At 73.9% G+C, this 21,664-nt stretch carries 23 protein-coding genes; 6 read left to right on the top strand and 17 right to left on the bottom strand.

The features are described 5' to 3' along the window. Window positions 1-66: 66 nt before the first annotated feature. From ACIQ9G_RS26565 to ACIQ9G_RS26555, 3 genes are all read right to left on the bottom strand, one after another. Complete coding sequence (locus tag ACIQ9G_RS26565) at window positions 67-1,044, bottom strand: zinc-binding alcohol dehydrogenase family protein (protein WP_403614140.1); 978 nt, start codon at window positions 1,042-1,044, stop codon at window positions 67-69. 304 nt (window positions 1,045-1,348) lie between these two features. Then, on the bottom strand, window positions 1,349-2,350 hold the full coding sequence (locus ACIQ9G_RS26560; protein ID WP_403614138.1) for a methyltransferase: 1,002 nt from the start codon (window positions 2,348-2,350) through the stop codon (window positions 1,349-1,351). 42 nt (window positions 2,351-2,392) lie between these two features. Next, entirely contained in the window at window positions 2,393-3,913 is a 1,521-nt protein-coding gene (locus tag ACIQ9G_RS26555) for an FAD-dependent monooxygenase (RefSeq protein ID WP_403614135.1), read from the bottom strand. Window positions 3,914-4,037: 124 nt separating this feature from the next. Between ACIQ9G_RS26555 and ACIQ9G_RS26550 the strand changes: the two genes are divergently transcribed. Further along, the gene (locus ACIQ9G_RS26550) at window positions 4,038-4,529 is read left to right on the top strand and encodes a MarR family winged helix-turn-helix transcriptional regulator (RefSeq protein WP_392193620.1); all 492 of its coding nucleotides are present in this window, start codon (window positions 4,038-4,040) and stop codon (window positions 4,527-4,529) included. Between the two features lie 133 nt (window positions 4,530-4,662). On the opposite strand, the gene ACIQ9G_RS26545 is transcribed toward ACIQ9G_RS26550, so the two are convergent. From ACIQ9G_RS26545 to ACIQ9G_RS26500, 10 genes are all read right to left on the bottom strand, one after another. Then, a complete protein-coding gene (locus ACIQ9G_RS26545) occupies window positions 4,663-6,288 on the bottom strand; it encodes an FAD-dependent oxidoreductase (protein ID WP_403614133.1) in 1,626 nt (541 codons plus the stop codon). Window positions 6,289-6,333: 45 nt separating this feature from the next. Continuing rightward, window positions 6,334-7,203 (bottom strand): ester cyclase, encoded by an 870-nt coding sequence (locus tag ACIQ9G_RS26540; protein ID WP_403614130.1) that lies wholly within the window; start codon window positions 7,201-7,203, stop codon window positions 6,334-6,336. Between the two features lie 47 nt (window positions 7,204-7,250). Continuing rightward, entirely contained in the window at window positions 7,251-8,213 is a 963-nt protein-coding gene (locus tag ACIQ9G_RS26535) for a GNAT family N-acetyltransferase (RefSeq protein ID WP_403614127.1), read from the bottom strand. A gap of 80 nt (window positions 8,214-8,293) precedes the next feature. Beyond that, the gene (locus tag ACIQ9G_RS26530) at window positions 8,294-8,488 is read right to left on the bottom strand and encodes a ferredoxin (RefSeq protein ID WP_392193616.1); all 195 of its coding nucleotides are present in this window, start codon (window positions 8,486-8,488) and stop codon (window positions 8,294-8,296) included. An 11-nt stretch (window positions 8,489-8,499) separates the two neighbouring features. Further along, a complete protein-coding gene (locus ACIQ9G_RS26525; protein WP_403614124.1) occupies window positions 8,500-9,729 on the bottom strand; it encodes a cytochrome P450 in 1,230 nt (409 codons plus the stop codon). Window positions 9,730-9,839: 110 nt separating this feature from the next. Next, a complete protein-coding gene (locus tag ACIQ9G_RS26520; RefSeq protein ID WP_403614121.1) occupies window positions 9,840-10,613 on the bottom strand; it encodes an SDR family NAD(P)-dependent oxidoreductase in 774 nt (257 codons plus the stop codon). Further along, entirely contained in the window at window positions 10,610-12,049 is a 1,440-nt protein-coding gene (locus ACIQ9G_RS26515) for an FAD-binding oxidoreductase (protein WP_403614118.1), read from the bottom strand. The genes ACIQ9G_RS26520 and ACIQ9G_RS26515 overlap by 4 nt, the downstream gene beginning before the upstream one ends. Then, window positions 12,049-12,417 carry a hypothetical protein gene (locus ACIQ9G_RS26510; RefSeq protein ID WP_403614116.1) on the bottom strand — a complete coding sequence of 123 codons (369 nt, stop codon included), beginning with the start codon at window positions 12,415-12,417 and terminating at the stop codon, window positions 12,049-12,051. The genes ACIQ9G_RS26515 and ACIQ9G_RS26510 overlap by 1 nt, the downstream gene beginning before the upstream one ends. After that, a complete protein-coding gene (locus tag ACIQ9G_RS26505; RefSeq protein ID WP_403614114.1) occupies window positions 12,417-12,677 on the bottom strand; it encodes a hypothetical protein in 261 nt (86 codons plus the stop codon). The genes ACIQ9G_RS26510 and ACIQ9G_RS26505 overlap by 1 nt, the downstream gene beginning before the upstream one ends. Before the next feature lie 144 nt (window positions 12,678-12,821). Continuing rightward, complete coding sequence (locus ACIQ9G_RS26500; protein WP_403614111.1) at window positions 12,822-13,379, bottom strand: O-methyltransferase; 558 nt, start codon at window positions 13,377-13,379, stop codon at window positions 12,822-12,824. 365 nt (window positions 13,380-13,744) lie between these two features. Between ACIQ9G_RS26500 and polX the strand changes: the two genes are divergently transcribed. Continuing rightward, window positions 13,745-15,472 carry a DNA polymerase/3'-5' exonuclease PolX gene (gene polX, locus ACIQ9G_RS26495; RefSeq protein WP_403614108.1) on the top strand — a complete coding sequence of 576 codons (1,728 nt, stop codon included), beginning with the start codon at window positions 13,745-13,747 and terminating at the stop codon, window positions 15,470-15,472. A 76-nt stretch (window positions 15,473-15,548) separates the two neighbouring features. On the opposite strand, the gene ACIQ9G_RS26490 is transcribed toward polX, so the two are convergent. Beyond that, window positions 15,549-16,679: a CapA family protein gene (locus ACIQ9G_RS26490; protein WP_403614105.1), complete on the bottom strand. Its 1,131-nt coding sequence runs from the start codon at window positions 16,677-16,679 to the stop codon at window positions 15,549-15,551. A 137-nt stretch (window positions 16,680-16,816) separates the two neighbouring features. Here ACIQ9G_RS26490 and ACIQ9G_RS26485 point away from each other — a divergent pair, with 137 nt between their 5' ends. Together ACIQ9G_RS26485 and ACIQ9G_RS26480 are read left to right on the top strand one after the other, a co-directional pair. Then, a complete protein-coding gene (locus tag ACIQ9G_RS26485) occupies window positions 16,817-17,617 on the top strand; it encodes a sigma 54 modulation/S30EA ribosomal C-terminal domain-containing protein (RefSeq protein ID WP_403614102.1) in 801 nt (266 codons plus the stop codon). Between the two features lie 39 nt (window positions 17,618-17,656). Next, the gene (locus ACIQ9G_RS26480; protein ID WP_403614099.1) at window positions 17,657-17,899 is read left to right on the top strand and encodes a hypothetical protein; all 243 of its coding nucleotides are present in this window, start codon (window positions 17,657-17,659) and stop codon (window positions 17,897-17,899) included. 158 nt (window positions 17,900-18,057) lie between these two features. On the opposite strand, the gene ACIQ9G_RS26475 is transcribed toward ACIQ9G_RS26480, so the two are convergent. Both ACIQ9G_RS26475 and ACIQ9G_RS26470 read right to left on the bottom strand, forming a co-directional pair. Further along, the gene (locus ACIQ9G_RS26475) at window positions 18,058-19,356 is read right to left on the bottom strand and encodes a phosphoribosyltransferase family protein (RefSeq protein ID WP_403614096.1); all 1,299 of its coding nucleotides are present in this window, start codon (window positions 19,354-19,356) and stop codon (window positions 18,058-18,060) included. Window positions 19,357-19,421: 65 nt separating this feature from the next. Beyond that, window positions 19,422-19,733, bottom strand: coding sequence for a dsRBD fold-containing protein (locus ACIQ9G_RS26470; protein WP_356195389.1), 312 nt, complete (start codon window positions 19,731-19,733; stop codon window positions 19,422-19,424). A gap of 121 nt (window positions 19,734-19,854) precedes the next feature. Between ACIQ9G_RS26470 and ACIQ9G_RS26465 the strand changes: the two genes are divergently transcribed. Then, window positions 19,855-20,229 carry a YchJ family protein gene (locus ACIQ9G_RS26465; RefSeq protein WP_403614093.1) on the top strand — a complete coding sequence of 125 codons (375 nt, stop codon included), beginning with the start codon at window positions 19,855-19,857 and terminating at the stop codon, window positions 20,227-20,229. A gap of 28 nt (window positions 20,230-20,257) precedes the next feature. Here ACIQ9G_RS26465 and ACIQ9G_RS26460 read toward each other — a convergent pair whose 3' ends face one another. Then, a complete protein-coding gene (locus tag ACIQ9G_RS26460) occupies window positions 20,258-20,959 on the bottom strand; it encodes a FadR/GntR family transcriptional regulator (RefSeq protein WP_403614091.1) in 702 nt (233 codons plus the stop codon). Between the two features lie 129 nt (window positions 20,960-21,088). Here ACIQ9G_RS26460 and ACIQ9G_RS26455 point away from each other — a divergent pair, with 129 nt between their 5' ends. Continuing rightward, entirely contained in the window at window positions 21,089-21,616 is a 528-nt protein-coding gene (locus ACIQ9G_RS26455; RefSeq protein ID WP_403614089.1) for a gluconokinase, read from the top strand. Window positions 21,617-21,664: the final 48 nt, after the last annotated feature.

Raw genomic sequence — 21,664 nt, 5'->3', positions numbered from 1 at the left:
TGTATGAGAGTCTACATATCGGTGCACGGTGCGCAAGCCCTTTGGACGCGGAAAAGCGCCTACGGCTCAGGGAACGAGGACCACCCGCCCGAGCTGGGCGCGTGCCTCCATCAACTCGTGGGCGGCGGCGGCCTCTTCGAGCGGCAGCTCGGCATGCACGACGGGCCGGACCTTGCCCGACGCCACCATGTCCAGCAGCTCCCGCGCACCCTCGGCCATGGCGTCGGGCCGGTGGCGCATCACGCCCCACATGCTGAAGCCCGTGACGGTGCGGTTGTCGAAGATGTCGCGGACCTCGACCGCCGGCACCTCTCCGCCGGCGGTGCCGTAGACCACGGTCCGGCCGAAGGCGGCGGTCAGGTTGACGCTCTTGGTGAGGACGTCGCCGCCGACGGTCTCCAGCACCAGGTCGACGCCCTGCCCGCCGGTGGCGGCGAGGACCTTCTCCTCCCAGCCGTCCTGGCTGTAGTCGACGGTGACGTCGGCGCCCAGCGAGGCGGCGAAGTCCAGCTTGTCCGGGCTGCTCGCGGCTGCGATCACGCTGCCCGCCCCGAGCGCCTTGGCCATCTGCACCAGCAGGTGGCCGATGCCGCCCGCCGCGGCGGTGATGAGCACCGACTCCCCTTCCCGGAGCCGTCCGGCCGTGACGATGACGTGGTAGGCGGTCTGCGCGGGGATCGGCAGGGACGTGGCCTGGCCGGCGTCGATGCCCTCGGGAATGGCGAACAGCCAGTCGGCGCGGGTGACGACGTACTCGGCGTACCCGTCGGCGCCGACGCCGGTGACCACCCGGTCCCCGGGGCGGACCTGGGTGACGCCCTCGCCGACGGCCTCGACGGTGCCGGCCACGTCGCCGCCCGGGGATCCGGGGAGGACGGCGGGGCCGCCCACCGGGATGCCCTGGCGGCGCTGACACTCGGCGAAGTTGACTCCGACGGCTTCGGTGCGGATCAGCACCTCGCCGGGGCCGGGCGCCGGTTTGTCTGCCTCCTCGACTCGCAGCACCGACGGGGCGCCGAACTCGTGGTGACGGACGATACGCATGAACGTGCTCCTCTTGCTGATGGGGGGAATGGTGCTCGTGGTACGGGTCGTGCTCGGGTCGATCGCGCGGTGCGCGTGGGGGTGGGGTCGTGCGGGGCCGCAAGGGCCCGTACGGGTTCGTGCGGGTCGGTTCGTGCGGGTCGGTTCGTACGGGTCGGTTCGTAGGGGTCGGTTTGTAGGGGTCGGTTCGTAGGGGTCGGTTCGTACGGGGCTGGTGCGGGTGGTCTCCGGTGGCGGCCGGGGGTGCGGTGGACGGGGGGCTGCGGGTCGGTGGACCGGGGGCGGCAGGCCGGTGGGTGGGGGCTCAGGCCCGGGTGAACTCGGCGAGCGACCGGACCGGGCCCAGGCTGGTGACCCGGCGCAGCGCGAGCCCGGCCGCGGCCCCCAGCTCGCGCAGCCGGCCGGTCGTGCGCATCTGGCCGCCCAGATAGACGAGCATCCGCAGGTCCAGGTCGGTCTGGTCGGTCTGCATGTCGAGCAGGCCCTCGACGACCATGACCCGCCCATCCGGGGCGACGGCCTCGGCGCAGCGCCGCAGAATGGTCCCGGCCCGGTCGTCCGGCCAGTTCAGCAGCACGTTGGCCAGCAGGTACACATCGGCGCCGGGCGGCAGCGGCTCGAAGAAGCTGCCCACGACCGCCCGGCAGCGCTCCCGCAGACCGGCCGCCTCGAAGTCCGACTCGGCCGCCCCGGCGGGTCCTTCGAGGTCGACGAGCGTGCCCCGGGCGCCGGGCGCGGCGGCGATCACGGCCGCGAGCAGCGCGCCGCTGCCGCCGCCGACGTCGACGACGTGCCGGACGCCCCGCCAGTCGCCCTGGGCCAGCAGCGCGGGGGTCACCCACTCCATGCTCGCCGCCATCCGCCGGCCGAAGGACTCGGCGGCCGCGGGGTCCGCCTCGACGTCCGCCCAGAAGTCGCGGCCGTAGAGCTCCGCGTAGACAGGGGCGCCGGTGCGGACGGCGTCGAGCAGACGGAAGAAGGCGAGTTCGCCCCGGCCGGTCGGCCCGTCCAGGCCGAGCCAGTCGCGGCCCGAGCCCTGGGCGTCGCCGCGCAGCAGGTCGCCGAGCCCGGTCGTCTCGTAGCCGCCCTCGGGGAGCTCCCGGTAGAGCCCGGCCGTCACGAGGTGGCCGAGCAGGCGGCGCAGCGCGTCCGGGTCGGCGTGGGTCTCACGGGCCAGCGCGTCGACGGTGACCGCGCCGGCCGCCAGGTGGTCGGAGAGCCGCAGGGTCGCGGCCACCCTGATCGCCATCGGAGTGATGAGGTCACTCTTCCGCAGCAGTTCCTTCGACCAGGGCGGCGCGCTCACGATGCTCCTCTCGGGTAATGACACGACGGGACCGGAGGCCGGTCAGACGGTGCCGAACCACGCGGCCAGCGCGGTGCCCAGCGACTCGCGCAGCTCCGCCTCCGGCATGTCCCGGTCCGCGGCCCAGGCGACGTACCCGTCGGGGCGGACCAGCAGGCCGGACAGCTCCCGCTCCTGGCCGCACTCGGCGCGGACGTGACGGACCCGGCCCGCCCAGGAGACGCCGGCGCCCCACTTCTCGTAGACCTGGCCGATCTCCGGACGGCCCGTCAGGTCGAGCAGCACGCCGGTGCCCCGCTTCAGGTACTCCGGCAGGGTCTTCTCGCCGTCCTCCGTGCGCAGCGGCAGGTCGCGGGCGAAGTCGCCGAGCATCGGGTGGGCTGGTCCGTCGAGTTCGTAGCGGACGGTGACGCCGCTGAGCATCTGGGCGAGGTACAGGTTCACCTGGTCCTTGCGCATGAGGTCGGTGAACAGCTCGCGCAGGGGGGTGACGTACGGGTCCGGGTTCATCAGCGCGATCTGGGCGCGGGTGTTGGCCAGCACCTTGCGGGCCGGGGCCTGGCGCTCCCGGTCGTAGGTGTCGAGCAGCCCTTCGGGCGCCCAGCCGTGGACGGTGGCGGCGAGTTTCCAGCCGAGGTTGAAGGCGTCCTGGAGGCCGAGGTTGACCCCCTGGCCGCCGACCGGGAAGTGGGTGTGGGCGGCGTCGCCCGCGACCAGGAGCCGGCCCTCGCGGTAGCGGTCGGCCTGGCAGGCGGAGTCGGTGAAGACGGAGAGCCAGCGCGGGTCGTGCGCGCCGAGGTCGCTGCCCCAGATCTCGCGCAGGCTCGCGGTGAGCTCGTCCAGGGTGAGCTCCGTGCCGGGCTCCCGCTCGGCATGGAAGTCGAAGGTGGACACGCGGTGGTAGGTGTCGTCCAGCGGGACGCAGAAGAGCAGGCCGCGCTCGGTGCGCTCCATGCCCATCGGGGCGTTCTCCCGGTCGGCGAGCTTCACGTCGCCGAGGCGGGCGGTGACGCGGCCGCCGGTGCCGGGGAAGGCGATGCCGGCCTCCCGGCGGACCAGGCTGCGCCCGCCGTCGCAGCCCACCGCGTAGCGGGCGCGCAGCGTGTAGGCGCCGTCGGGGCCGGTCACGTCCGCCTCGACGCCGTCGGCGTCCTGGCGCACGGCGGTGACCTCGTGGCCGCGCCGGATCTCCGTGCCGACCTCGGCGGCGCGCTCCTCCAGCAGCCGCTCGGTCCTGGTCTGCTCCGAGAGCAGCGCGTAGGCGTGGGAGCTGTCCAGGGCCGAGAAGTCGACCCATTCGTCGAGGCCCGCGAAGTGGCCGTTGTTCCAGGACCGCGCGCCCTCGCGGAAGCGCCCGACCAGGCCGCGCCGGTCGAGGGACTCCAGGGAGCGGGCGTGCAGGCCGAAGGCCTTGGAGTGCGGGGTGCGCTCGGGCAGGCGCTCGAGCACCACGGCCCGGACCCGGGAGATGCGCAGTTCCGCGGCGAGCAGCATGCCGACGGGCCCGCCGCCGACGACGAGCACATCGAAGTCGTGGTCCCGCTCAGTCTTCCCCGTTGACACGGCGAGTTCCTCTCGCTCGGCGCCAGCTTATGTGCTGGCGAGCAGATATATGTTTTCACACATGCAGTAGATTGATAGCATACAGATGCTCGCTCGACGTAATCAAGTCGCCTAGAATGCGTGCATGGAGACTTCGACACAGAGTCCGCCGCGGGCATCGGAACTGCTCGACGCCGTGGGACCCGCGTTCTCGCGCCTGCGGCGGACCCAGGCCCTGAATGTCGAAAAGCAGGTGTCCCGCAAGGACATGACGAGGACACTCGTGCTCAACATCGTCCAGGACGGCCCCGAGCACGAGGGCCAGGAGATCACCGTCGGCGTGGTCGGCGAGCGGCTGGCCGTCGACCCCTCCGTGGCCAGCCGGATGGTCTCCGACTGCATCACGGCCGGCTATCTGGTCCGCGCCGCCTCGCAGCGCGACGGACGCCGGACGATCCTCCAGCTCACCCCGGACGGACACGAGATGCTCGCCCGCTTCCGCAGCCACCAGCGCTCGGCGTTCGAGCGCATCACCCGGGACTGGCCGGATGAGGAGCGGCTGGAGTTCGCCCGGCTGCTCATCAAGTACGTCGACTCCATCGGCGAGTTGCAGCAGGAGGCCGCCGAGTCGGCCTGACCCCCGGCGGCACCCGGCGACCAGGGCGTGAGGCACCCGGCGCCGGACCCGAGGGCACACGGCGAACGGGCCGCCCGCACACGGCGAACGGGCCGGGGGCGCGGCGGGCGTGCCGTTCCCCCGGCCCGAAGTGTCAGCCCCGTGCCAGCACCGTCCGCAGCACCGCCGTCAGGACCGCGGCCTCCTCCCCCGCCGGGTCCGCGCCCGGCGAGCGCCAGGCGACGACCCCGTCCGGCCGCACCAGCACCGCGCCCTCGGCCGCCAGGCCGCCGTAGCGCTCCGCCCACTGGCCGTCCGGGTCCGCCAGGGTCCCCGACCCGCCGCCCGTGCCCGGCACCACCCGGCGCGCGGTGAGCTTGAGCCCGAGCGCGGCGGCGGCCGCCGCGGCCGCGGTCAGCCACTCCCCGCCCCGCTCCCCGGCCAGCAGCACGAAGCCGCCGCCGAACAGGTCGAGGGTCGGGACCGGCGCGCCGTCCCGCGCCAGCACCACGTACGGCGCCCGGGTGCCCGCCCGGCCGCGCAGCGTCCGGGGGTCGGCGGGCGCCGGGAGCGCCTCGGCGCCCGGCTCGGGGACCACCGCGGTGGACCGGTAGGCCTGGCCCATCGTCACCGTCAGCGCGTCCGCCGTGGCCGCCTGCTGCTCCGGGGGGGCGCTGCCGGACCGCACGGCCAGTTGCAGGGACCCCTGCTCCGCCGTGTACGCGGCGACCGGCCGGCGCTCGGCGTCGTACGTCCGGAGCAGGTCCGCTCCGGCGACTCCGTCGACGACCAGGGCGAGCTTCCAGGCAAGGTTGTGGGCGTCGGCGATGCCGGTGTTGGCGCCGTACCCGCCGGTGGGCGGCACGACGTGCGCGGCGTCCCCGGCGAGCAGCACCCGTCCGTGCACGAACTCCTCGGCGACCTGCTCCGCCATGTCCCAGGGGAAGCGGGAGCGGATCGTCACCTCCACCTCGGGCGAGCCGACGGCGGCGGTGACCAGCTCGGCGCAGCGGGCGTCGGTGAAGTCGTCCAGGCTCTCGCCGTCCTCGGGGCGGTAGCCGACGATCAGGGTGCCCCCGGTCAGGGTGTCGTCGTGCACCAGGATTCCCGTGACGTCGGGGTTCTTCACATGGACGACGCTGTAGCGGCGGTCGCCGAGCACCGGGCGCAGATCGGCGCCGAAGGCGATGCTCACATGGCGGGACAGCACCCCGCGGCCCCGCCGCGGCACCTTGAGCGCCTCGCGCACGGTGCTGCGCGGCCCGTCGCACGCCACCAGGTAGTCGCTGCGGAAGGTGCGGGTGCCGCCGTCGCGGTCGGCGAGGACGGCGGTGACCCCGTCCGGGTCCTCCGCGAAGGACAGCAGCTCCGTGCCGAAGCGCAGGTCGGCGCCGAGCTCCACGGCACGGTCGCGCAGCAGCGGCTCCAGCCGGTCCTGCGGGAGCAGCAGCAGCCGGGACGGGGTGAGGTCGCCCAGCTCGTCGCCGCCCTCCAGCTCCTCCTTGCTGAACAGCACCTCACCGGCCAGGGAGGTCACGCCGGCGCGGGTGCGGTGCGCCTCGAAGCCCGCGGCCTCCCGCCGGGCGGCGTCCTCGACGCCGGCCTGGCGCAGCAGTTCCGCCGTGCGGGGGTAGTAGCCGACCGCGCGCGGATGGACGGAGGTGCCCGGGTGGCGCTCCACCAGGGTGCAGCGGACGCCGTGGTGGGCGAGGAAGACGGCGGCGGACAGGCCCACCAGGCTGCCGCCCACGATCAGTACGGGTGCGTCACTGGAAGTCATCGCGGAGCCCTCTCTAGTCGGTCTCGGTCGGGACGGCGGGGGCGCTCACGGGGTCGGCAGCCCTGCCCGGCGCAGCGCCAGGTAGTCGACGACCTCCCAGTGCTCGGCCACCTTGCCTGCCTCGATCCGGAACTGGTCGCAGGTGCGCATCCGCAGCGGCAGGTCGGAGGGACCGCCGCCGCTCCACGCCCCGGTGAGGGTGCCCGTCCAGGTCACCAGGACCATCACCCGGTCCTCGGCGGCGACGATGTGGTCGACGGTGGTGACCAGGTCGGGGAAGGCGGCGATGTTGTCCGCGAAGAACGCCTTGAAGGCGTCGAGCCCGTCCGGCACCGCGTCGGTGCGCATGTTGTGGTGCCGGTAGTCGTGGTGGTAGTAGCGGTCGGCGAGCTCCAGCCGGTGCTCGCTGAAGACCTCGCGGTAGGCCCCGAGCACCAGCTCGGCGTTGGCCTGTTCGGCGGCGCTGTGCGGGCCGTGCAGGCCGGGCGCGGCGGGCTGTTCGCCGTCGCCCTCGAGTCCGGGCACGCCGTGCGCCGCGAGCACGTCGCGGTCGGCCACGTTCCAGTGCTCGGCGATGCGGCCGTCCCGGGTACGGTACAACTCGGCTGTGTGCAGCCGCAGTTCGTCACCGGAGGGGGTCCGCCCGGTCCAGGTCGCGAACAGCATCACCCGGTCGTTGTCGGCGACCATGTGGTCGATGTCCGCGCGCAGGTCCGGGAACCGTTCGGTGAGGGACCGGAAGTGGCCGACCGGGCCGCCCGCGGCGGGCCCGGCCAGTTGATCGTGGTCGGCGTGTTCCGCGTGGAAGAGGCGGCCGGCCTCCTCGAAGCGGTGATCGCGGTACAGCACTTCGTACAGATGACGTACCAGGTCCGCGTTGCGCGCGCGCTGCCCGACAGGGCTCACAGTGGTCATGGGTTCCTCTCGCATCAGCGGGGACCGGTGGGTGGTCCGCCGGGCGCTCAGACCTTGAGCGCGTACGTCGTCCAGTGGGAGTCGGCCTCGAAGCCGAGCTTGCGGTTGAGGGCGACGACGGCGGTGTTGCCGGTGTCGTTGAACACCTGGACCAGCGCGAGGTGTTCGTTCTCCCGGTCCGCCCGCAGCAGCAGCTCGGCCTTCAGCCGGGTGGCGAGGCCCCGCCGCCGGTGCTCCGGCAGCACCAGCGTCTCGCCGGCGTCCGCCATCGGGCTGTCGCGCACGAAGAGGGTGCTGTAGGCGACGACGCCGCCGCCGTCCTCGGGCAGCGCCGCCACCGCGTGGGGCCGGTGTCCCGCGCGGGCCGCCTCGGCCTCCCGCGCCCGTACGTCGGCGGCCGCCGGACGGCGTACCCGGGCCTGGCCGTTGACCCGCTCGTCCAGGGCGCTCCAGGCGCGGGCGTAGGAGTCGACGAGGTCGTCGGGGCAGGGGCCGGTCCAGTGCACCAGGCGGTAGCCGGGCACGGGGCGGGCCGCCGCGGCGCGCAGCGCCTCGCGGGCGGGCCCGGCCGGCCGCAGCCGGTTGCGCACGGTCTCGCCGGTGCGTTCCGCGCCGAGCGCCGCGGCGAAGCGCTCCGCGGCAGCCCCGGCGGGAGCGTCGGCCAGGAGCAGGTCGCGTCCGCGGTCGCGCAGCGCGAAGCGGCCCGCGGTGGCCAGCGCCCGGCCCGCGCCGCGCCGGCGGAAGCCGGGGAAGACCCAGAGCGAACCGTGCCCCGGGCCGGACGGGTCACCCAGGTCGAGGCCGAGTTTCAGCACTCCGGCCGGGGTGTTCCCGTCGTAGGCGGCGAGCACGATCCGCTCCGTGCCGTGGCGGCGCTGGAACAGCCGCGCGAGGAGCGCCTCGGTCACCGGCGGGTCCGCGGGCAGTTCCAGGCGCATGGTCTCCCGGAACCCGGGGAGCAGGGCGGCGAGGGTCGCCGGGTCGTCACCGTCGAGGCTGCGAATCTCCATGTCCGTCACCCTGTCCCGCCGCTCTCGAAGCGCCGTCGAGACCGGCTCGACACCGGTTCACCGGCGGCGGGGCGGGCGGCTCAGGCCTCGTGGACGGTGATGGCCTGGACCGGGCAGGCCCGGGCGGCCTCCCGGACCCGGCCGTCCGCGGCGCGGTCCGGCGCGCCGGGGAGCAGCCGGCTCACGCCGTCGTCGTCCTGGGTGAAGACCTCGGGCGCGGTCAGGGCGCACATGGCGGCGCCGATGCAGCGGTCCGTCGCGATGCTGATGGTCACCTGGTCCTCCGTCACCACTCGACGGGGAGTTCGGCGACGCCCTGGAGCACGTACGGGGCGTTCAGCGGCAGCCGGTCGGCGCGGACCGGCACCCGCAGCCCCGGGATGCGCCGGAAGAGGGTGCGGAAGGCGATCTCCATCTCGGCCCGGGCCAGGTTCTGGCCGATGCACTGGTGGATGCCGTAGCCGAAGGCGACGTGCCGGCCGGCGGAGCGGGTGATGTCGAAGGAGTCGGGGTTCTCCCAGGCCCGCGGGTCGCGGTTCATCAGCATGGTCGACATGGCGACGCCGTCCCCGGCGCGGATGGTCTGCCCGGCGATCTCGATGTCCTCGACCGCCACCCGCATCAGCACGTCGCCGATGGAGGTGAACCGCATCAGCTCCTCGACGGCGCCCGGCAGCAGGGTGTCGTCCGCCCGCAGCATCGCGAGCTGGTCGGGGTGTTCGAGCAGGGTGACGGTGCCGAGCGCGATCATGTTGGACGTGGTCTCGTGGCCGGAGACCAGCAGCAGCGAGCAGATCATCGCGAGTTCGTGGGTGTCGAGGGCGCCCTCGGCGAGCTGGTGGGCGATGAGGTCGTCGACGAGGCCGTCGCCCGGCTGCTTCTCCTTCCGCTGGATCAGGTCGTGCAGATAGGTGAGGATCTCGGTGAAGGCCGTCCGGGCCAGCTCCGCCTCTCCCTCGCCGGAGGAGGACAGCACGTGCCGGGAGCGCTCGTCGAAGTAGCCGCGGTCCTCGTACGGCACGCCGAGCAGCGCGCAGATCACCGCGGACGGCAGCGGAAGCGCGTACTGGGAGAGCAGTTCGGCGGGGCTGCCCCGGTCGAGCATCTCGTCGACCAGCCCGTCGGCGATCCGCTCGATCTCCGGGCGCAGCGCGGCGATCCGCCGGATCCCGAAGCCGGGGATCACCATGCGCCGCTGCCGCCCGTGCTCGGGGTCGTCGACGCCGACCAGCGGCGGCGCGGCCCGCTGCTGCGTCTGGGCGGCGATCCGGGGGGCGAGGAAGGGGAAGTTGGGGTGCAGGACGTCGGAGGACAGGCGCGGATCGGGGAACAGGGCCCGGCCGGCCTCGTTCCCGGCGACCAGCCACACCTGGCGTCCGTCGTACAGGGTGACCTTGGTGAGGGGCCCGCGCTCCCGCAACTCCTCGTAGCCGACGGGCATCTGGTACGGGCAGCGCCGGGTCATCGGGTAGGCCGGCGCCTCGCTCCCGGTGGGTGGGCTGGTGGTCTCCGTCATGGGTGCCTCCTCAAGTCGTATCGCGGCGGACGCAATTGAGCCCCGCCGCTCTCGAGGGCGCTTGGAAGATCCCTGGAGAGCGACGGGGCCGGGCGAGGGGGGCGGGAGGGTCAGGCTCCGCCGGTGACGCGGAGGGTCTCGCCGTTGGTGTTGCCGTTGGCCGCGGAGCCGAGGAAGACCACGGCGTTGGCCACGTCCCGCGGCTCGGACATCCGCCCGGAGGGCAGGCTCCTGCCCTTCTCCTCCAGGAAGGAGGCGGGCACGTTGGCGCGTACCGTCTCGGTGGCCGTCTGGCCCGGGACGGCCATGTTGACCAGGATCCCCTCGGGTCCCAGCTCCCACGCGAGGCTGCGCGTCAGCCCGAACAGCGCCGACTTGCCGGCGCCGTAGGCTCCGGCGCCCGGCTTGCCCGCGTCCGCGAGGCCCGCGCCGATCAGCACGATGCGGCCCCAGTCACGACCCCGCATCCACGGCAGCACGGCCTGGACGGTGTGGAAGACCGCCTCGACGGAGGTGTGCAGCACCTCCTGCCACTGTTTGGCCGGTACGTCCTCGAAGCGCGGGACCGGCCGGCCGGGGCGCGGGATCGCCTCGCTCCACACCACGGCGTTGGCCACCAGGACGTCGATGCCGCCCCACTCCTCGGCGACCCGGCCGACGGCGTCCCGAATCGACCGCTCGTCGGCGAGGTCGTAGCGCACGACGAGCGGCGTGCCGCCCGCCTCGGCCACCAGCCGGGCCGTCTCCCGGGCGCCGTCCTCGTTGCTGTGGTAGGTGATCGCGACGCGGGCGCCCTCCTCGCCGTAGGCCACGGCCGTCGCCCGGCCGATGCCCGAGGAGGCGCCGGTGACCAGCACCACCTTGTCCTTCAGATCGGTCCTCATGAAGCCACCTTGGTCGTCGGGGGCCGGCCGCCGATGCTCTGTGCGTGCCGGAAGAAGTTCTCCGGGTCGTACGCCCGCTTCACCTCCAGCAGCCGGGCGCGGTTCTCGCCGAAGCAGTCGGTCTCCCAGTCCTCGCTCACCCGGGAACTGGGGAAGTTGATGTACGAACCGCAGGCGAGCGGGGCGAGCGCCCCGGCCGCGCGGTCGGCCCAGGCGGTGAGCCGGGCCTGGGCCCCCGGGTCCGCCGTCACGTCCCGGCAGGCCATCTGATAGCCGATCAGGAAACGGGCGTCCCGGTGCACATAGGCGGTCTCCGTCCGCGGGACCCGGTTGGCCGCGCCGCCGACCGCGATGCACAGCAGGTACCTCTCCCGGCCCTCCCGGTCGAGCGAGGCGTCCCAGGCGTCGAGCAGCGCCGCGGACTGGGCGCGGGTGGCGGCCCGTGCGGTCAGCCGGTAGCTCTGCCGGGTGTACGGATGGCGGTGTCCCTCGGCCTCCGGCCCCGAACCGGTGCGGTGGCACTGCGCCACGGTCTTCGAACCGCACAGTGCCTCGTGCATCACGTCGGCGTACACGCCCCGGGGCCCCACGGTCCGGCTCAGCGGCTTGGCCGCGGCCCGCTCCGCGAGGGCGTCCAGCTCGGCCGCGAGCTGTTCGGTCGGGCCCAGGTGCACGCCCCACACCCGGACCACGGGACGGCCGCCGGGACCGAACATGCCGGGCAGCACGACCAGGGAGGTGCCCAGTTCGTCGGGACCCTCGACGCACCACTCCTGCCAGGCGGTGAGGACGTCCACGGCGTCCTCGTACGCCCAGAGCGTCTCGAAGCCCGTCATCACCGGGGCGTCGACGGGACGCACCGCGAACTCCGTGACGACGCCGAAGCTGCCGCCACCGCCGCCGCGCAGCGCCCAGTACAGGTCCGGTTCCTCGGTCGCGGAGCAGCGCACGGTGCGGCCGTCGGCCAGCACCACGCGGGCCGCGGCGATCCGGTCGCTGCCCACCCCGAACTTCCGTGTCTGCCAGCCGATTCCGCCGCCGGTCAGGAAGCCGCCGACGCTCACCGTGGGAAAGGTGCCGGTGACGATCTGGCGGCGCTGCGGCTTCAGCGCGTCCAGCGCGTCCAGCGACTGCGTGCCCGCCCCGAGCCGGACGAGGGGGCCCTCGGACACGGCGTGGTTCATCCGGGACAGGTCCACGACCAGGCCCTCGCCGGTCGACCAGCCGTTCATGCTGTGGCCGTTGCCCCGCACGTGCACCCGCAGCCCGTGCTCGCGCGCGTGCCGCAGGCAGGCCACGACGTCGTCCTCCGACTCGCAGTAGGCGACGGCGTGCGGCCGGACCGTGTCGTACTCGGTGTTCTGCAGCTGCCTGGCCAGTGGGAAGCCCGGGTCGGCGGGTTCCACCAGCTCCCCCCGGAGACGGTCGCGCAGCATCAGTCGTCGACGCCGAACTTCGCGGCGGTCACCTTGGACCCGGAGTGGCCGCGCAGCTCGGTGCCCTGCGGGTCGAAGAACTGGGCGCCGCCCGTCCCCTGCCAGGCGGTGCCGGAGACGAACTCGCCCTCCACCCGGACGTGGGCCTCGCCGACGTGGTTGCCCTCGGGGTCGGCCGCGAGGATGTGGAAGCCGTACTCGAAGGTGTCCGGGCCGGTGGAGCGCCAGGTGCCCAGGCCGATGTTCTTGGTGTTCAGCTGGGTCGAGACGACCCCGCCGTCGGCCGAGAAGGAGACCAGCCCGGGGACCGCCTTGCCGTCGTCGTCCAGCTGAGTGGTCCAGGTGCCGACCAGACGCTCGTCGCTCATCACAACTCTCCTCGGAAGGGTCGCGGGGTGGGTGTCGTCGTCAGGCTTTCGGGCGTGTCTGGAACGGCGCTCGAGCCTGCCTGTAGGAGGCGCCGCAGCTCCTCGGTGCCGTCGTCGCAGAACCACGGCAGGGGCGGGGAGCCGAGCTCGGGGTGCCAGAAGGTGGCCACGTGCATGCTGCCGAGCGCGATCAGCGCCCGCAGCGCGGGCCGCAGGAGGTGGCTGACCAGCACCCGCCGCACGGGTGAGGTGGTGTACACGCGGGGGGACACATCGTTCCCTTCGGTTGCGGTGCGCGGTGGAGAGACTCGTGCGCGGTGCGATGCGCCGGGGCGCGGTGTGCGCTGCGCCGGGGCGCGGTGCGTCGGTGCGCGGTGCGCCGGGGCGGGAGGCGGCGCGGCGGTTCAGCGGGCGCAGACGGCCATTTCCAGGCCGGCGCCGAACGGGAGGGGCAGCGAGACGTAGCCGCCGCCGGGCAGACGCAGGTGCGCGAGGAACTCCGCGCACCGCCGGGCGACCTGGCGCACCCCGCAGGCCACGACCACGGCCCCCGGCAGCATCCGGGGTTCCAGCAGGCTCAGCAGTGGAAGGTACGACTCCGGCCGGCCGTCGAGCAGCAGGAGGTCGACCGGTCCGGGCACGCCGGGAAGCATCCGCTCGGGGCTGCCCGCCCGCACCTCGGCGTACCGCCCGAGTCCCGCCGCCTCGATCGCCGCGGCCGCCGCGGCCGCCCGCGCGCCCTCCGGCTCGCAGCACACGACCCGGCCGCGCCCGTTCTCGCTCAGCGCCTGGGCGAGCCGGACGACGGTCGACTCGTGCGGGCAGCCCGCCTGGAGCACCGTGAGCGGTCCGGTGGCCAGCACCAGCTGGCGGAGCAGGGTTCCCACGGCGGCCTGGGCGCCCTGCGGGGCCGCCGGCGCGGTCTCCGGGAGGTGGTCGACGGACGATGTGGTGTTGGGCATGCGCAACTCCCCCGTGCAGAGTGTCGAGAGACCGTCGCCGGTCTCTCCTGGCCCGTGGAACCTCTCGGCCGAGCGTTACAGACCGGGCCCCGCCGGGCCACGGCCGTGGACGGCCCCCCGAGCGAGACTCCAGCCGTCCTCCACCCCGCGCACCCGCCCACGGCTCGCCCGCCGGGCGCCTCGCTTCCTGGGGGGTTTCGTTTGGATCAGCCCGGGTCCGCGACGCCCGGCACGGCGCCTCGCCGCGTTGTCGGACCACCCGAGTACATCCAAGTACGCGGGCGGTCCTCCGCCTTGCGATCCACCGCACCGGACGCCGCGGCCTGATCCGGCCTGATCCGAACGAACCCCCCTAGACTTGAGGTGTGGCCCGGCCCAACGAGGAGGTCGAGGCGCTCCTTCAGGAGTACGCGGACCTCGTCGCGATCACGGGAGGCGACGCCTTCAAGGTGCGCGCCTACGAGAAGGCCGCGCGCGCGATCGGCGGGTACCCCGTCGACATCTCCCATCTGGACGCGCACGGGCTGCGGGAGATCCCCAACGTCGGCCGGTCGATCGCCGACAAGGTGCTCGAGTACCTGCGCACCGGCAGCGTCGCCGTGGTCGAGGAACGCCGCGCGAAGATCCCGGCCGGGGTGCGGGAACTCATCGCCATCCCCACGCTCGGCCCGAAGAAGGCGCTGCGGCTCCACCAGGACCTGCACATCTGCTCGGTGGACGAGCTCGCCGCGGCGATCGCCTCGGACGCGCTGCGCGACCTGAAGGGTTTCGGCGCGAAGACCCAGGAGAACATCCTGCACGGCATCGAGCTGCTGCGGCGGACCGGTGACCGCATCCCGCTGCACGTCGCCCTGGACACCGCCGAGGAGATCGTCGGCGAGCTGTCCCGGGTCACCGGCTGCCGGCGCTGCGCGTACGCCGGTTCGCTGCGCCGGATGAAGGAGACCGTGGGCGACATCGACGTGCTCGTCGCCGCGCGCGCGTCCGCCCCGTTCATGGACGCGCTCACCGCGCTGCCGGTGACCGCCGAGGTGATCGCGCACGGACCGAAGAAGACGTCGGTGCGCACCTCCCGGGGCGTCCAGGTCGACCTGCGCGTGCTGCCGCCGGCCTCCTGGGGCGCGGGCCTGCAGTACTTCACCGGCTCCAAGGCGCACAACATCCGTACCCGCACCCTCGCCGTCCGGCAGGGCCTGAAGCTCTCCGAGTACGGCCTGTTCGACGTGGAGAGCGGGGAGTCGGTGGCCTCGCGCACGGAGGATGAGGTCTACGCCCGGCTCGGCCTGCCGTGGATCCCGCCCACGCTGCGCGAGGACCGCGGGGAGATCGAGGCCGCCCAGCGCGGCGAGCTGCCCGAGGTGGTGACCGAGCGCGGCATCCGCGGGGACCTGCACACCCACACCGACCTCACCGACGGGCTCGCGCCGCTGGAGACCATGGTCGCGGCCGCCGCCGAACGCGGTTACGCCTACTACGCGGTCACCGACCACGCGCCGCGCCTGTACATGCAGCGCATGACCGACGAGAAGATCCTCGCCCAGCGGGAACGGCTGCGGGCCCTGGACGGCACCCACCACGGGATGCAGCTGCTGCACGGCACGGAGCTCAACATCGGTCCCGACGGCGAGCTGGACTGGCCCGACGACTTCCTGGCCGGCTTCGACCTCTGTGTGGCGTCCCTGCACTCCCACTTCGACCTGGACCGCAAGGCGATGACCGAGCGGCTGGTGCGCGCCTGCGAGAACCCGCACGTGCACGTACTGGGCCATCCGACGACCCGGCTGATCGGCCGCCGGGCGGGCGTCGACGCCGACTGGGACGAGGTGTTCGACGCGTGCGCCCGCTCCGGCACCGCGCTGGAGGTCAACGCCCAGCCCGACCGCCTCGACCTGGGCGACGAGGACATCCTGCGGGCCAGGCGGTACGGCGTGAAGTTCGCCGTCGACACCGACGCCCACTCCGTGCCGCAGCTGGGGTACCTGCGCTACGGCGTGGGCACGGCGCAGCGCGGCTGGCTCACCCCGGACGACGTCGTCAACGCCTGGCCGCTGAGCCGGCTGCGGCGCTTCCTGCGCGGGAGCGGGCGGTCCTGAGCGCCGCCCGGGGTGTCCCGGTCCCGCGGCTGCCCCGCCCTGGCGCCCTCGCGGCCGGCGCCCCCGCGTCCCGCCGCTACGGCGCCGCGCCCGCCGGGACGGACCCGAGCGTGAGGGTGCCGTCGTCCCCGAGGCCGACCCGGGTGCCGAGGTCCCGGCCGCACCGGTCCAGGACGGTGCGCAGCCATGCGGTGTCCTCGGCGGACGCGTGCTCCAGGCGCATCCGGCGCGCCTGGAGGGGCACCATCCGCAGACCGGTCAGCCGTCCGGTGCCGGACTCGACCGACGCCAGGTACAGCAGCCGCAGGTCGTCGCGGTAGCTCTCGTAGCCGCCGATGCCCTCGTAGTCGTCGACGAGGTCGCCGCAGCCGTACAGGACGAGCCTGCCCCGGTAGAGCTCCAGCGGGCGCGGGTGGTGCGAGGAGTGCCCGTGGACGACGGCCGCACCGGCGTCGACGAGCGCGTGGGCGAAGCGGACCTCGTCGCGGGAGAGCGCGTAGCCCCAGTTGGAGCCCCAGTGGACCGAGGCGACCACGAGGTCGCCGGGCCGCTCGATCTGCCGCAGGCGGTCGGCGAAGGCGGCCGCGGCCTCGGCCGTCGGCGCGGCGACGAGATCGACCCCGGCGCGCTCGCCGCCGGCGGCCCAGCCGTGCGGGATCCCGCTGGACGGCATGCCGAAGGAGAAGACCAGCACCCGCCCGCCCGCCTCCAGCGGGACGATCGCCGGCTGCCGCGCCGCGACGAGGTCACGGCCCGCCCCCGCCGTGCGCAGCCCTGCCCCGGCCAGCGTGTCCAGCGTCTCCAGCAGGCCGAGCGGGCCGAAGTCGAGCACGTGGTTGTTGGCCAGCGTGCACACGTCGGGGCGGGCCATGGCCAGGCAGGGCAGGTTGTCGGGGTGCATGCGGTAGTGGACGGCCTTGCCGGGCGCGAAGTCCCCGTCCCGGGTCACGGCGGTCTCCAGATTGACCACCCGTACGTCGGGGGCGGCACGGTCCAGGACGGCCAGCGCCTCGCCCCAGGGCCAGGAGAAGTCCACCGGCCGGGGGATCGGCCCGTTCACGGCCTCCGCCAGGCGGACGTAGTCGCGGGCGTCGTGCAGGTAGTCCTCCCGCAGGACGGGAGCACCGGGGTGCGGGAGGATCTGGTCGACGCCCCGGCCGAGCATGACGTCACCCGCGAGGAAGAGGGTGACCGTGCCCTGCTTCATGCTTCCAAGCTAACAAGCCGCGGGCCGCCGGGCGTGGCGGGCGGCCGTCCCGGGAGTCCCGGGACCTTCGGCCCTCCACATCCCACCGCAGGACGACAAGCCTGGAGAGACGACACCTTCCGGAACAGGAGGCTGCCATGAAACCAACGGCACCACAGCGCGCTCCGGAGATTCAGGTGGAGGCCCGGGGAGGGGTACCGCGGTCCGCCCTGGAGTACGCGCAGGAGAAGGTGGGGGCGATCCTCGGACACACCCGGGAACCCATCCTGTACGCCCGGGTCAGACTGACCCTGATGGAGAATCCCGCCCTGGAACGGCCGGCGCTGGCCCAGGTCAACGCGGACGTCAACGGGCGCCAGGCGCGGGCCCACGTCGCCGCCACGACCCTCACGGAGGCGGTCGACCGGCTCCAGGACCGGCTCGCCGAACGGCTGGAGCGGCTGGAGCGGCACTGGGAGGCCCGGCGCGGCCGGACATCGGCCGTGGAGCCGCACGAGTGGCGGCACGGCGACGAGCCCACCCAGCGCCCCGACCACTTCCCCCGCCTTCCCGAGGAGCGGCGGGTCGTGCGGCACAAGTCCTTCTCACTGGACCGGGAGACGCCGGACGAGGCCGCGTTCGAGATGGAGACGATGGACTACGACTTCCAGTTGTTCACCGACCTGTCCAGCGGCGAGGACAGCGTGCTGTACCGGGGCGGCCCGACCGGCTACCGGCTGGCCGCCGTACGTCCTCCCGCCCCTCCCCCGGGCGACGCGGCCGTACCGCTGACCGTCAGTGAACTGCCCGCCCCCCGGCTGACGGTGGACGAGGCCAAGCAGCGGCTCGACGTCACCGGGTTCCCCTTCGTCTTCTTCAGCGACGCCACCACGGGACGCGGGAACGTCCTGTACCACCGCTACGACGGCCATTACGGCCTGATCACCCCCGCCGAGTAGCCCTGCCCGGTCGGCCAAGACCGAGAAAGAAGGCCCGACATGACGCCGAACCAGTCCGGCGAGACGGACACCGAGGTCCGCCCCGCCCCTTCCGCCGCGCAGACCGCCAAGAGCCCGGAGGAGCGGCTGAGTCAGCTGGAGTCCCAGGTGGCGACCCTGGCCGGCGCCGTCCGGGCGCTCGCCCGGGGCCTGGAGAGCGTCCCCTCCCAGGACACCCCTCCGGAGGAGGCGGCCAAGGGCGCCCGCCTGGCCCACGAACTCCTGCTCTCCCAGGGGCTGTAGCCCCGCTCACCGGGCCCGCGGCCCGGAACTCGGCACCTCGCCCCGCGCGTTCTCGGCGCGGGGCGAGGTGCCGGACACAGGCGCCGGATGCCGGGGCCGCCGGATGCCCGGGCTGCCACACCTGGGCCGGGGGCCGTCACACATGGGCGCGGGGGCCGTCACACGTGGGCCGGGGCCATGTGGTCGGTGAACCAGTCGCGGGCCAGTTCGGTGACCGCCTCCAGGGTGCCGGGCTCCTCGAACAGGTGGGTGGCGCCCGGGACTACCGCGAGCCGGTTCTCGCAGCGCAGCAGGGCCTGTGCCTGCCGGTTGAGCTCGAGCACGGTCAGGTCGGCGCTGCCGACGATGAGCAGCGTGGGCGCGGTCACCGCGCTCAGGCGCGGCCCCGCCAGGTCGGGCCGGCCGCCGCGGGAGACGACCGCGGCGGGACGCGCGTCCGGTTCCGCGGCGGCCCACAGGGCGGCGGCCGCGCCGGTGCTGGCGCCGAAGTAGCCGACGGCGAGCCCCTCGACGTCGGGCTCCTCACGCAGCCAGGCGGTGGCGCCGACCAGCCGCTCGGCCAGCAGATCGATGTCGAACACGTTGGCCCGGTCGCGCTCCTCGGCCTCGGTGAGCAGGTCGAACAGCAGGGTGCCGAGTCCGGCCCGGTTCAGCCCCGAGGCCACGAACCGGTTCCGCGGGCTGTGCCGGCTGCTGCCGCTGCCGTGCGCGAAGACGACGACGCCGGTCGCGCCCGCGGGCACGGTGAGCCGCCCGCGCACCCGCACGGCACCGGCCGTGATCTCCGCCTCCCGGTCCACCCGCCCGGCGGCGGCGCCGGACCGGGCCGCCACCCGCCGGAGGACGGCGGTGACCTCCTCGTCCTCGACCTGGGTGAAGTCGTCGTAGAACTGGCCGATGGCGTAGAAGCCCCGGGGGGTGTCCACGCAGACCAGTTCGTCGGCCTCCCCGGCCAGCCGCACGGTCCAGTCCCGCGGCGCGACGGGCACCGCGAGCACGATGTGCGCCGCGCCCCGGGCCCGGGCGATCCGGCAGGCCACCCGCGCGGTCGACCCGGTGGCCACGCCGTCGTCGACCACCACGACGGTCCGCCCGGCGACGCTGACCGGCTCGCGCTCGCCCCGGTACCGCGCGGCCCGCCGCTCCAGCACGTCGCGCTCGCGCTCCTCGACCAGCGCCAGGTCGGCCGGCGAGACACCGGTCTCGCGCACCACCTGGTCGTTGATCACGCGCACGCCGTCCTCGCCGATCGCGCCCATCCCCAGCTCCGGCTGGTAGGGCACGCCCAGCTTCCGCACCAGGCAGACGTCCAGGGGCGCGTCGAGCGCGGCGGCGACCTCGGCGGCCACCGGCACGCCTCCCCGGGGCAGCCCCAGCACCACGATGTCCTGGCCCCTCAGGTATTCGAGGCGGGCGCCCAGCCGCCTTCCCGCTTCCAGACGATCCGTGAACAGCACGGTGCAGCTCCTTCGTTCCCTGGGCGACCGTCACGGCCCGGGCGACGACGCTCCCCCCGGCGACGTCATTCCCTGGGCGACCACAGGGGCATGGGAGGGGTCGCCTCGGGCGCTCCCACCGCCTTGATGTCGCCCGCGGCGGCGCGCAGCAGCCGGCGGCCCAGCGCGATCAGGGCGCGCCCGGCGGCGAGTTCGTCGCCGATCTCGGGCACCGCCCGGTCGTAGGGGTTCCGGCGCGCCTCCGCGCGGCTCTCCAGCACGTTGTCCCCGGTGTCCAGAATGATCCGGGCCGTGGTGTCCGGATCGTGCTCGGACAGGTACAGGTTCAGCCGCCACTCCTTGACGGACGCGGGCCGGCTGCCGACGGGTCGAGTCATCGTCCGTCTCTCCTCACTCCGGTGCGAAGCAGGGGACCCAGGGGCGGCGACGGAACACGAGTGCGACACCCCCTTCCACTGTGCATCCGACCCGCGTGCGCCGCACGGGCAGAATGGGCCCATGACCACGCGTTCCTGCCCCTGCGGACTCCCCCGTCCCTACGACGCCTGCTGCGGCCGCCACCACACGGGCGCCGCCGCCGCGCCGACCGCCGAGGCCCTGATGCGGTCGCGCTACACCGCCTTCGTGCGGCAGGACGCCGGCTATCTGCTGCGGACCTGGCATCCGCGGACGCGGCCCGCGCGGATCGACTTCGACCCGGCGATGCGGTGGACCGGGCTGGAGATCCTCGGCACGACGGACGGTTCCGCGTTCCACACCGCCGGGACCGTCACCTTCCGTGCCTCCTACCGCGGGGGCGCGCTGCACGAGCGCAGCCGCTTCGAGCGGGTGGACGGGGCGTGGACGTACGTGGACGGGGACTTCCCGGACTGACGTCCGGGGCGCCACACGCCCGCTCGTGCTACGGCGCCAGGATGTCCAGCTCCTGCAGCGCGCCCTCGGTGATCTCGCGGGTCAGCTGCTCGGCGCGGGCCGCGTCCCTGGCCCGTACCGCCTCGGCGACCCGCACATGGAGGGTGACGGCGGCCGGGTCGGGGTCCTCGAACATGACCTCGTGGTGGGTGCGCCCGGCCAGCACCTCGGCGACGACGTCGCCGAGGCGGGCGAACATCTCGTTGCCGGAGGCGGTCAGGATCACGCGGTGGAAGGCGATGTCGTGGACCAGATACCCCTCCAGCCGGTGGCCGCGTGAGTTGGCCACCATGCCGAGCGCGCACTCGGTGAGTTCGGCGCACTGCTCGGACGTGGCGTGCTTCGCCGCGAGGCCCGCGGCGACCGGCTCGACGGCCGAGCGCAGCACGGTCAGCGAGCGCAGCTGCCGCGGGCGGTCGGCGCCCGCCAGACGCCAGCGGATGACCTGCGGGTCGTAGACGTTCCACTCGGACCTGGGCTGCACGGTCACGCCGACGCGGCGGCGCGACTCGACCAGGTGCATGGACTCCAGCACCCGGACCGCCTCGCGCATGACGGAGCGTGAGACGTCGAAGCGCTGGGCCAGCTCGTCGGTGCGCAGCACGCTGCCCGGCGGGTACTCCCCCGCGGTGATCGCGGGGCCGAGGGTGTCCAGTACATGGCCGTGCAGCCCCCGGCCCGGTGTGCTCATGCACTCAGAGTACGGGGTGATCACGGACTCAAAAAGTCAGACTTATTTGTCACAGACTCTTGAATTCGTCGTACCTAATCGGTTTCAGTTGCGTCGACATCACGTGTCGACGAAGACAGCGAGGCAGCAATGAGTACCCCCCGAGTCGTCGTGGTCATGGGGGTCGCAGGCACCGGCAAGACCACCATCGGTCCCCTGCTCGCGGCCCGGCTCGGCGTCCCGTACGCCGAGGGCGACGACTTCCACCCCCTGGCCAACATCGCCAAGATGACGGCCGGCACTCCGCTCACCGACGACGACCGCTGGCCGTGGCTGGACGCCATCGGCGCCTGGGCGCACGGACGGGCGGGGCTCGGCGGGGTGGTCAGCAGCTCGGCGCTGAAGCGGGCCTACCGCGACCGGCTGCGGGCCGCGGCTCCCGGCATCGTCTTCGTGCACCTCACGGGCGACCGCACGCTCATCGAGGACCGGATGGCACACCGGCAGGGGCACTTCATGCCCAGGGCACTGCTGGACTCCCAGTTCGCCACGCTCCAGCCGCTGGAGCGGGACGAGACGGGGGTGGAGGTGGACGTCTCGGGCAGCCCCGAGGAGATCACCGCCCGCGCCGTGGACGCGCTGCGCGGCCTCGGCCGTTCCGCCGCCCGGACCTCGTAGGAACCGGCCCTCGCCGGAAGCAGCCCTCTCCCCACGGACGCGGCCCCC

Source organism: Streptomyces sp. NPDC096152 (genome assembly GCF_044763235.1).
Taxonomy (GTDB): domain Bacteria; phylum Actinomycetota; class Actinomycetes; order Streptomycetales; family Streptomycetaceae; genus Streptomyces.
Note: the sequence above shows the minus strand (reverse complement) of the source record. Positions and strands in the feature narration are given on the sequence as shown.

What these genes read in the sequence shown, in the direction of transcription:
- ACIQ9G_RS26550 (WP_392193620.1), top strand. Translation starts at nt 4,038, where the DNA reads ATGGAGACTTCGACACAGAGTCCGCCGCGGGCATCGGAACTGCTCGAC.
- ACIQ9G_RS26565 (WP_403614140.1), bottom strand. Translation starts at nt 1,044, where the DNA reads ATGCGTATCGTCCGTCACCACGAGTTCGGCGCCCCGTCGGTGCTGCGA.
- ACIQ9G_RS26520 (WP_403614121.1), bottom strand. Translation starts at nt 10,613, where the DNA reads ATGAGGACCGATCTGAAGGACAAGGTGGTGCTGGTCACCGGCGCCTCC.
- ACIQ9G_RS26470 (WP_356195389.1), bottom strand. Translation starts at nt 19,733, where the DNA reads ATGACTCGACCCGTCGGCAGCCGGCCCGCGTCCGTCAAGGAGTGGCGG.
- ACIQ9G_RS26485 (WP_403614102.1), top strand. Translation starts at nt 16,817, where the DNA reads ATGAAACCAACGGCACCACAGCGCGCTCCGGAGATTCAGGTGGAGGCC.
- ACIQ9G_RS26460 (WP_403614091.1), bottom strand. Translation starts at nt 20,959, where the DNA reads ATGAGCACACCGGGCCGGGGGCTGCACGGCCATGTACTGGACACCCTC.
- ACIQ9G_RS26545 (WP_403614133.1), bottom strand. Translation starts at nt 6,288, where the DNA reads ATGACTTCCAGTGACGCACCCGTACTGATCGTGGGCGGCAGCCTGGTG.
- ACIQ9G_RS26500 (WP_403614111.1), bottom strand. Translation starts at nt 13,379, where the DNA reads ATGCCCAACACCACATCGTCCGTCGACCACCTCCCGGAGACCGCGCCG.
- ACIQ9G_RS26480 (WP_403614099.1), top strand. Translation starts at nt 17,657, where the DNA reads ATGACGCCGAACCAGTCCGGCGAGACGGACACCGAGGTCCGCCCCGCC.
- ACIQ9G_RS26510 (WP_403614116.1), bottom strand. Translation starts at nt 12,417, where the DNA reads ATGAGCGACGAGCGTCTGGTCGGCACCTGGACCACTCAGCTGGACGAC.
- ACIQ9G_RS26490 (WP_403614105.1), bottom strand. Translation starts at nt 16,679, where the DNA reads ATGAAGCAGGGCACGGTCACCCTCTTCCTCGCGGGTGACGTCATGCTC.
- ACIQ9G_RS26465 (WP_403614093.1), top strand. Translation starts at nt 19,855, where the DNA reads ATGACCACGCGTTCCTGCCCCTGCGGACTCCCCCGTCCCTACGACGCC.
- ACIQ9G_RS26535 (WP_403614127.1), bottom strand. Translation starts at nt 8,213, where the DNA reads ATGGAGATTCGCAGCCTCGACGGTGACGACCCGGCGACCCTCGCCGCC.
- ACIQ9G_RS26540 (WP_403614130.1), bottom strand. Translation starts at nt 7,203, where the DNA reads ATGACCACTGTGAGCCCTGTCGGGCAGCGCGCGCGCAACGCGGACCTG.
- ACIQ9G_RS26455 (WP_403614089.1), top strand. Translation starts at nt 21,089, where the DNA reads ATGAGTACCCCCCGAGTCGTCGTGGTCATGGGGGTCGCAGGCACCGGC.
- ACIQ9G_RS26515 (WP_403614118.1), bottom strand. Translation starts at nt 12,049, where the DNA reads ATGCTGCGCGACCGTCTCCGGGGGGAGCTGGTGGAACCCGCCGACCCG.
- ACIQ9G_RS26525 (WP_403614124.1), bottom strand. Translation starts at nt 9,729, where the DNA reads ATGACGGAGACCACCAGCCCACCCACCGGGAGCGAGGCGCCGGCCTAC.